This window comes from Microbacterium sp. MPR-TSA4 (genome assembly GCF_058792815.1).
Window position 1 is genome coordinate 1 of sequence record NZ_JBXAFF010000073.1, and the last position, 8,001, is coordinate 8,001.

The following is an 8,001-nucleotide window of genomic DNA, read 5'->3' on the forward strand; positions in this document are numbered from 1 at the left end:
CTCAACGACCGGGGGGCGGGCCGGGCGTTGAGCGAGCGCAGCGAGTCGAAACGACGTACGCCCGGGTCAGCCCGCCGTCGGCGGAGGCGCCTGCAGGCCGGCGAGGATCTGGCGGGCGAGCGCCATGAACGCGGCCGTCGCGGGCGAGATGGAGCCGGCGCGGCGGGTCACGAACGCGTAGTGCTCCTCGACGGCGGGTGACAGCGGCGTCATGTAGAGCCCGCGCTCGGCGATCACCGAGCGGCCGACGTGGTACGACACGAGCGAGTCGCCGACGCCCTGCGCCGCGAGCTCCAGCGCGTGCGTCTGGAACTCGACCTCGATGATCGGGTCGAGCCGTACGCCCGCGGCCTGCGCGCGCTCCAGCAGCGACACGCGCAGCGGATCGTCGAGCGACCACCGCGCCTCGGACAGGATCAGCGGCCGGGTCGAGAGCGTCCGGATGTCGATCGGGGCGCGGGTGTGCTCGGGGTTGCGCGAGACGTACACGACGTGGTCCACGAAGATGCCGGGGATCAGACGCAGCTGTCGGTCGTCGATCGGCAGCTGGACGATCCCGGCCTCCAGGTCGCCGTTGCGCACCGACTCGGCGACCTCGGACGAGTTCAAGCCGGTGACCTTGACCTTCACGGCCGGATGCCGCGAATGGAACTCGCGGATCAGGTCGGTCAGAAGGTACAGGTGGGCGCTGTTGAAGGTGCCGAACAGCACCGTGCCCTCCTCGAGCGAACCCACTCGGCGCCCGAAGTCGGCGATCTCGTCGACGTCGGCGAGCGTCTTCTCGGCGAGGGGGACCAGCTGCTTGCCCACGTCGGTGAGCAGGAGCCGCCGCGTCGTGCGGGTGAACAGCCGCAGCCCCAGGTTGGCCTCGAGGACCGAGATCTGCTCCGACAGGCTCGGCTGCGCGATGTGGTGTTCGGCGGCCGCCGCGGAGAACGTGCCGAGCCGCGCCGCGGTGAGGAAGTACTGCAGCTGTCGTACGGTCGGGGTGGCCATGGGCGCTCGCTTTGTAGAGGTTTGTCCTATGGCGACTATAACGGTTTGAGGATTGTCCTTGGTGGGCGGCCAGTGGTCCACTGGGTTTTACACGGCCCGACTATCCGAGGAGATCCCCGCATGCAGACCCCCACACCCCCGGTTGCACTCATCACCGGGGCCGCCAGCGGAATGGGACAGAGCACCGTCGAGCTCTTCCGCGAGCGCGGGTACACGGTGGTCGCGCTGGATGTCGCCTGGCCGGCGGAATCCGCCGCCGTCGACGGCGACGTGCTGCGGATCGTCGCCGACGTCCGGTCGCGAGAGGCCGTGGCCGCCGCCGTCGACGCCGTACTCGCCCCCGGCCGCGGTATCGACGTGGTCGCCAACATCGCCGGCGTCTACCCGCCGACGACGCTCGCGAGCTACGACGAGGCCACCTACCGGCGCATCTTCGACATCAACGTCCTGGGCGTGCTGAACGTGATCGCCGCCGCACGCCCCCGCCTGTCGCGCGGCGCGTCCGTCGTGAACTTCGCGTCGGTCGACGCGTTCACGGTGTCACCCGGTCAGCTCCTGTACGGCGCCTCGAAGGCGGCGGTCGTCATGCTGACCAAGGCGCTCGCCCTCGAGCTCGCCCCCGACGGCATCCGCGTCAACGGCATCGCACCCGGCTGGGTCGCGACGCCCGGCAACGCGGCGACCGGTCGGATGGAGGCGGCCGCCGCGTCGATCCCCCTCGGCCGCGTCGCGACGCCCGAGGAGATCGCGGCGTGGGTGTGGCTCGTCTCCCAGCCCGAGTACGGCGCGTTCCTCGACGGCGAGACCATCGTCCTGTCGGGTGCGGACGTGATGCGATGAGCACCGTGGTCATCACCGGCGCGGCGCGCGGTCAGGGAGCGGCACACGCCGCCGCCCTGGCCGAGGCCGGCCACGCGCTGGTGCTGGCCGACCGGATGGACGACGCCGGTCGCGCCGTCGCCGCGACCCTGCGCGACCGCGGCGCCGACGCGCGCTACTTCTCCCTCGACGTCGCCGATGAGGGAGGGTGGGCCGTGCTTGCCGCGCAGCTCGCCGAGACGGGCGACCCGCTGGTCGGCCTCGTCAACAACGCGGGCATCCTCCGGCACGGGGCGATCGCCGACACCGACGCGGCCACCTGGCTCCTGCACGACCGGGTCAACGCGCTCGGCGCATTCCTCGGCATCCGCGCCCTCGCCCCGCTCATGCACACCGGCGGGTCCATCGTGAACGTGTCGTCGACGGCGGCGCTGGTGGGGACCGCGGGCTACGCCGCCTACTCGGCGTCGAAGGCCGCCGTGCTCGCGCTGACGCGTGTCGCCGCGGTGGAGTACGCGCCGCTGGTGCGCGTCAACGCGATCTGCCCGGGCGGCGTCGACACCCCGATGAACGACGACGAGCCCGCCGGGGGCAGCTCCTCCGGTGCACCCCTCGGCCGACGCGCGCGCCCCGACGAGATCTCCCCGCTCGTGCGCTACCTCATCTCCGACTCCTCCTCTTTCGTCACCGGATCCGTCCTGACGATCGACGGCGGCCTGACGGCCGTCTGACCCACCCGAATCCACACCCGAAAACCCACTCGAGCACTATCCAGAAAGCAGGAAGCCATGTCCCGCACCACCCGCGCCCGCGCCGCCACCGCGCTCGTGTCCATCGCCTCCGTCGCCGTGCTGCTCACCGGCTGCGCCGGCTCCGCCGCCCCCGCGTCCACCGTCGCCTCCGACTGCACCCCCGCGCACGAAGGGCTGACGACCTTCACGCCGGGCACCCTCACGGTGGGCGTGCCGGAGAACCTGCCCTACACGCAGACCAAGGGCTCCGACGCGTCCGGCCTCGAAATCGACGTCGTGCGCAAGCTCGCCGAGGCCGAGTGCCTCGCCCTGGCGTTCGTGCCGATCACCTACGCCAACGGCATCCCGATGATCAGCGAGCAGAAGAAGACCGACATGATCACGGGCGGCTGGTACGTCACGGCGGCCCGCGCCGAGAAGGTCGGCTTCACCAGCCCCACCTTCTACGACTCCATGGGCATCATCTCCAAGGACGGCATCGACACCGTCACGGGCCTGGAGAGCGTCGGCGCGGTCGGCTCCGGCGCGGGCTTCTCGTGGGAGGCCGACATGTCCGGCATCCTCGGCGACAAGTTCAAGACCTACCCGGGCACCGCCGAGATGAAGCAGGACCTCCTCAACGGTCGGATCCAGGCGGCCCTCGACGGGTACGCCGTCGCGACCGTCGCCTACAAGGACACGGGCTTCGTCGTGAAGCCGGCCCAGGAGGACGACCGCGTGGCCATCACCACCGAGCAGCCGATGATCGCGTTCCCCATCGACAAGAACAACACGGCGCTCGCCGACGCGTTCAGCGAGCTGATCGACGGCTTCCGCGCCGACGGCACGCTCGCCGAGCTCAACGCGAGCTACGACCTGCCCGACTCCCTCATCGTCCCCGCCGACAAAGCGGTGACCTCCATCCGCTGAGCCGGCCGTGGGGGGGGCGCCGGGCCCCCCCACCACCTCGAACGTTAGGAACCGCCGTGTCCCGACCCCTCATCACGCAGGCCAACGAGCTCGCGATCGCCGGAGTGACGATCGAGAACCTGTCGAAGAGCTTCGGCGACCACCTCGTGCTCGACGACATCTCCATGTCGGTCAGCCCGGGCAGCGTCACCGCCCTGATCGGGCCGTCGGGCTCCGGCAAGAGCACCCTGCTGCGGTGCGTCAACCTCCTCGAGACCCCGGATGCCGGCACCATCACCGTCGGCTCGCAGACGATCACCGCGGGCCGTCGCGTCCCCGACCGCGACCTGCTCGCCCTGCGGCGCCAGGTGGGCATGGTGTTCCAGTCCTTCAACCTGTTCCCCCACATGAGCGTGCTGCGCAACGTCGCCTTCCCGCAGGAGCGCATCCTCGGCCGCTCCCGCGAGGAAGCGGAGCAGCGCGCGCTCACGCTGCTGGACCGCGTCGGCCTCAAGGACAAAGCGCACCAGCATCCGGGTCGGTGCTCCGGCGGTCAGCAGCAGCGCATCGCGATCGTGCGCGCGCTGGCGCTGAACCCGCGCGCGATGCTGTTCGACGAGCCGACCAGTGCGCTGGACCCCGAGGTCGGCGTCGAGGTGCTGGCCGTCATGCGCGAGCTCGCCGAGTCGGGCATGACGATGATCGTCGTCACCCACGAGATGCAGTTCGCCCGCGACGTCGGCGACCACCTGGTGGTCATGGCCGACGGGCGCATCATCGAGGAGGGCGTGCCGCACGAGGTGATGGCCGACCCCCGCGAAGAGCGCACACGGCGCTTCCTCAGCGCCGTGCTGGAGCGCTGACATGGGCGGCGTCGACATCTCGGCGGCGATGCTCCTCGTCCTCGCCGGCCTCCCCATGACCCTGCTGGTGACGGCGCTCGCCTACGCGGTGGGGGTCGTGCTCGGCATCCCCCTCATGCTCGGCCTGCGCTCGCGCATCCTGCCGCTGCGACTCGCGCTGCGACTGGTCGTGGACATCGTGCGCGGCGTGCCCCCGATCGTGTGGCTGTTCCTCATCTACTTCGGCGTGCAGGTGGGCACGATCCGCTTCGACTCGCTGTCCGCGGCGGTCACGGGGCTCGGCCTCATCTCCAGCGCCTACCTCGCCGAGATCTACCGCGGCGCGTTCGCCACCGTGGCCCGCGGCCAGGGTGAGGCGGCCGCCGCCCTCGGACTCGGACGCGTCACGACCTTCGTCCGCGTGCTGGCGCCCCAGGCGTTCCGCACCGCCCTGCCGTCGATGGCGACCTTCCTGCTGTCGCTCCTGAAGGACTCGTCCATCGCCTCGACGATCGGCGTCGCCGACATGGTCTTCCAGGCCACGATGTTCGCCCGGCAGAACCCGGCCGTCGCCGGCATCGTCCCCTTCTTCCTCGCCGCCGCCGTGTACCTCGTCGTGTCGATCCCGATCGCCGTCACCGCACGCCGGCTCGACACCCGCCTGCGCAAGGAGGCCGTCGCATGATCGACCTCGCCGTCTACCTGCCCCGGCTCGGACAGGGGCTCGTCGTCAGCCTGCAGCTGACCGCCCTCTCCGTCGTGCTCGGCTACCTCATCGGGCTGCTGTTCGCCCTCGGGGTGTCCGCTCAGCGCGGCTGGGTGCGCTGGCCGTGCCTCGTGCTCGTGGAGGTCGGCCGCGGCATCCCCGCGCTCGTCGTGCTCTACATCGTCTACTTCGGCCTTCCCGCCCTCGGCGTGCTGTTCGAGAACTTCTGGGCCGCGGTGATCGGTCTCACCTTCACCGCCGCGGCGTACTCGTCCGAGATGATCCGCTCCGGCATCCAGTCGGTGCCGACCGGTCAGCGCGAGGCGTCGGCGGCCCTCGGGCTGTCGCGGACGACCACGTTCGTGCGCGTCGTGCTGCCGCAGGGGATGCGCGCCTCGATCCCGGCCCTCATGGGCCTGGCGATCATGTCGTTCCAGGGCACCTCGCTGGCGTACTCCATCTCGGTCAACGAGCTGATGAGCCAGGCGTACCAGGTCAGCACGATCACGTTCCAGTACCTGTGGGTCTACGCGGTGACCGGGCTGATCTACGCGGCCATCGCCGTCCCGGCGACCTGGCTGTCGGTCTGGGTCGAACGCCGACTCAACCGGGGGTACGCATGAGATCCGTCGTCTGGCTCGAGGCCACCGTGGGCGATCCGGCCCTGGGCGGGCTGTGGGACTTCCTCGGCGAACGGATCGCACGGCTCGCCGCGGGGCGGGTGCGCACGCGCCTCGTCCACGCGGGCGCCGACGCGGGCGGCATCCGCACCCCCGCCAACCGTCTGCTCAGCGACGCCGTCCTGCTCGCCCGCGCCGCCACGCTGGAAGAGGCGGGCGACGCGGACGCGTTCGTCATCGGATGCTGGGGTGCGCCGACCGCGGTCGTCCGCGCCGCCGTCACGGTCCCCGTCACCGGCCTGGCCGAGGCGAGCGTGCGCGCGATGGGCTCGCTCGCCCGCCGCGCCGCGGTCGTCACCGTCGCCGACAGCCTCGTCCCGGTCTTCGCGGACGAGATCCGCGGGCTGGGAGGTGCGGGAGTCTTCGGCGCCCCGCCCGTGCGCGCCTACCGGCCCGAGTCCACGCACCTCGACGTGCTGCGCGCCGTCGACGATCCGACCGACCTCATCGAGCGCTTCGACGCGTCCGCCCGGGTCGCCGTCGACGAGGGCGCCGATGCGGTCGTCGTCGGATGCGGCTACCTCGGGGCGATCTTCGACGCGCACGGCTACCGCGCCGTCAGCACCGCGGCCGACGTGCCGGTGATCGACCCGAACCTGCTCGCGCTCGAACACGTCCTGCAGCTCTGCCACCTCGCCGACGCCGGCATCCGTCCCACCGATCGCGGCTACCCGTCCGCGGCCGGCGCCCGACGCGCGGCGCTGCTCCACACGTCCCGGCGGCTGGTCCCCGACGCCGCGGCATCCACCTCCCAGGAAGGAACCCCCGCATGACCCGCTACTGCGTGATCGGAGCCGGCGCGGCCGGCATGTCCGCCGTCGTCCAGCTCACCCGTGCCGGCTACCAGGTCGACTGCTTCGAGAAGTCCGACCGGGTCGGCGGCCACTGGAACACCGACTACGACGCCCTGCACCTCATCACCTCGCGCGACATGACCGGCTTCGAGGGCTTCCCCATGCCGGCGGAGTACCCGCACTTCCCGCGGCGTGACCAGGTGCGCGACTACCTCGCCGCTTACGCGCAGGAGCACGGCCTGTTCGAGAAGGTCGTCTTCGGCGTCGAGGTCGTCGCGGTCGTGCCGCGCGCGACGGAGGGGCCCGTCGGGTCGGCCGGCTGGACCGTCACCCTGTCGACCGGGGAGTCCCGCGACTACGACGGCGTGTTCGTCGCCAACGGTCACCTGTGGGATCAGAAGGTCCCGGCGGTCGGTCGTGACTTCACCGGCACCCAGGTGCACTCCGGCTCGTACCGCAACACGTCCGACATCACGGGGCGCCGGGTGCTGGTCGTCGGCGCGGGCAACTCGGGCTGCGACCTCGCCGTCGACGCGGCGCAGCACCGCTTCGAGGTCGACATCGTGATGCGCGAGGGCATGTTCTTCCAGCCGAAGTCGTACTTCGGCGTGCCCCGCCAGGAGATCCCGTGGATGGGGCAGTTCTCGCCCGAGGAGCAGGACTTCATCGCCCGCATGCTCGCCAAGGTCTCGATCGGCGAGGCGAAGGACTACCCGGGCATGCCGGCTCCCGCCGCCGCGACCCTCGCCGAGGGGCGCGCGGTCGTCAACGACCTGCTGCTGTACTGGGTGCAGCACGGCCGGGTGCACATCCGTCCCGGCATCGACCGCATCGAGGGCACGACGGTGCACTTCGCCGACGGCACCGCGGGGGAGTACGACACCATCCTCTGGGCGACGGGCTTCCACGTCTCGCTGCCGTTCCTGGACGAGGCGCTGATCGAGCGCCGCTCGTCGGTGCCGCTGCGGTTCGCGGGGGGCATCGTGCCCGCGGGGCTCGAGAAGCTGTACTTCATCGGGCTGACGGCGCCGCGGGGTCCGCAGCTGCCGATCTACGGCGAGCAGACGAAGATCGCCCTGCGGATGCTGCAGCTGCACGAGACCGCGCCCGGCGGCTTCGCGCCCATCGCGGAGTACCTCTCCCGGCTGCAGGAGCCCGACGACCGGATCGACATCGTGCGCGTCACCTGGCTCGCGCAGCTGGCCGACACCGAGCGGCTGCTCGAGGCGTTCGCCTTCTCGCGGCAGGAGGAGCTCAGCGCCGCCGGGTGAGGGCGTTTCGACTCGCGGCTGTGCCGCTCGCTCAACGACCGGGTGGGCTGCGCCGGGTGAGGGCGTTTCGACTCGCGGCTGCGCCGCTCGCTCAACGACCGGGGGTGCGGCGGTGCCGGGTGAGGGCGTTTCGACTCGCGGCTGCGCCGCTCGCTCCACGACCGGGAATGGGCTGCGCCGCTCGCTCAACGACCGGGTGGGCTGCGCCGGGTGAGGGCGTTTCGACTCGCGGCTGCGCCGCTCGCTCAACGAC

General features: G+C 71.4%; 9 protein-coding genes. 8 read left to right on the top strand and 1 reads right to left on the bottom strand.

Features of this window, described 5'->3' with window-relative positions:
* Positions 1 to 66 precede the first annotated feature (66 nt).
* Positions 67 to 996 (bottom strand): LysR family transcriptional regulator, encoded by a 930-nt coding sequence (locus AC1Q49_RS15665; RefSeq protein WP_060960594.1) that lies wholly within the window; start codon positions 994 to 996, stop codon positions 67 to 69.
* A gap of 120 nt (positions 997 to 1,116) precedes the next feature.
* Between AC1Q49_RS15665 and AC1Q49_RS15670 the strand changes: the two genes are divergently transcribed.
* The 8 genes from AC1Q49_RS15670 to AC1Q49_RS15705 are packed head-to-tail and all read left to right on the top strand — an operon-like array spanning position 1,117 to position 7,748.
* Positions 1,117 to 1,836 carry an SDR family NAD(P)-dependent oxidoreductase gene (locus AC1Q49_RS15670; protein WP_061781952.1) on the top strand — a complete coding sequence of 240 codons (720 nt, stop codon included), beginning with the start codon at positions 1,117 to 1,119 and terminating at the stop codon, positions 1,834 to 1,836.
* On the top strand, positions 1,833 to 2,546 hold the full coding sequence (locus tag AC1Q49_RS15675) for an SDR family NAD(P)-dependent oxidoreductase (RefSeq protein ID WP_492493295.1): 714 nt from the start codon (positions 1,833 to 1,835) through the stop codon (positions 2,544 to 2,546). The genes AC1Q49_RS15670 and AC1Q49_RS15675 overlap by 4 nt, the downstream gene beginning before the upstream one ends.
* Before the next feature lie 57 nt (positions 2,547 to 2,603).
* Positions 2,604 to 3,476 carry a substrate-binding periplasmic protein gene (locus AC1Q49_RS15680; protein WP_492493297.1) on the top strand — a complete coding sequence of 291 codons (873 nt, stop codon included), beginning with the start codon at positions 2,604 to 2,606 and terminating at the stop codon, positions 3,474 to 3,476.
* A gap of 56 nt (positions 3,477 to 3,532) precedes the next feature.
* Positions 3,533 to 4,318, top strand: coding sequence for an amino acid ABC transporter ATP-binding protein (locus AC1Q49_RS15685; protein WP_269801237.1), 786 nt, complete (start codon positions 3,533 to 3,535; stop codon positions 4,316 to 4,318).
* 1 nt (position 4,319) lies between these two features.
* A complete protein-coding gene (locus tag AC1Q49_RS15690) occupies positions 4,320 to 4,982 on the top strand; it encodes an amino acid ABC transporter permease (protein ID WP_060960598.1) in 663 nt (220 codons plus the stop codon).
* A complete protein-coding gene (locus AC1Q49_RS15695) occupies positions 4,979 to 5,626 on the top strand; it encodes an amino acid ABC transporter permease (protein ID WP_492493300.1) in 648 nt (215 codons plus the stop codon). The genes AC1Q49_RS15690 and AC1Q49_RS15695 overlap by 4 nt, the downstream gene beginning before the upstream one ends.
* Positions 5,623 to 6,456, top strand: coding sequence for an aspartate/glutamate racemase family protein (locus AC1Q49_RS15700; RefSeq protein WP_492493302.1), 834 nt, complete (start codon positions 5,623 to 5,625; stop codon positions 6,454 to 6,456). The genes AC1Q49_RS15695 and AC1Q49_RS15700 overlap by 4 nt, the downstream gene beginning before the upstream one ends.
* A complete protein-coding gene (locus tag AC1Q49_RS15705) occupies positions 6,453 to 7,748 on the top strand; it encodes a flavin-containing monooxygenase (protein WP_191009132.1) in 1,296 nt (431 codons plus the stop codon). The genes AC1Q49_RS15700 and AC1Q49_RS15705 overlap by 4 nt, the downstream gene beginning before the upstream one ends.
* Positions 7,749 to 8,001: the final 253 nt, after the last annotated feature.

Bases quoted from the DNA above. Each gene is read 5' to 3' on its own strand.
- AC1Q49_RS15675 (WP_492493295.1), top strand. From the start codon at position 1,833: ATGAGCACCGTGGTCATCACCGGCGCGGCGCGCGGTCAGGGAGCGGCA.
- AC1Q49_RS15705 (WP_191009132.1), top strand. From the start codon at position 6,453: ATGACCCGCTACTGCGTGATCGGAGCCGGCGCGGCCGGCATGTCCGCC.
- AC1Q49_RS15665 (WP_060960594.1), bottom strand. From the start codon at position 996: ATGGCCACCCCGACCGTACGACAGCTGCAGTACTTCCTCACCGCGGCG.
- AC1Q49_RS15680 (WP_492493297.1), top strand. From the start codon at position 2,604: ATGTCCCGCACCACCCGCGCCCGCGCCGCCACCGCGCTCGTGTCCATC.
- AC1Q49_RS15670 (WP_061781952.1), top strand. From the start codon at position 1,117: ATGCAGACCCCCACACCCCCGGTTGCACTCATCACCGGGGCCGCCAGC.
- AC1Q49_RS15695 (WP_492493300.1), top strand. From the start codon at position 4,979: ATGATCGACCTCGCCGTCTACCTGCCCCGGCTCGGACAGGGGCTCGTC.
- AC1Q49_RS15700 (WP_492493302.1), top strand. From the start codon at position 5,623: ATGAGATCCGTCGTCTGGCTCGAGGCCACCGTGGGCGATCCGGCCCTG.
- AC1Q49_RS15690 (WP_060960598.1), top strand. From the start codon at position 4,320: ATGGGCGGCGTCGACATCTCGGCGGCGATGCTCCTCGTCCTCGCCGGC.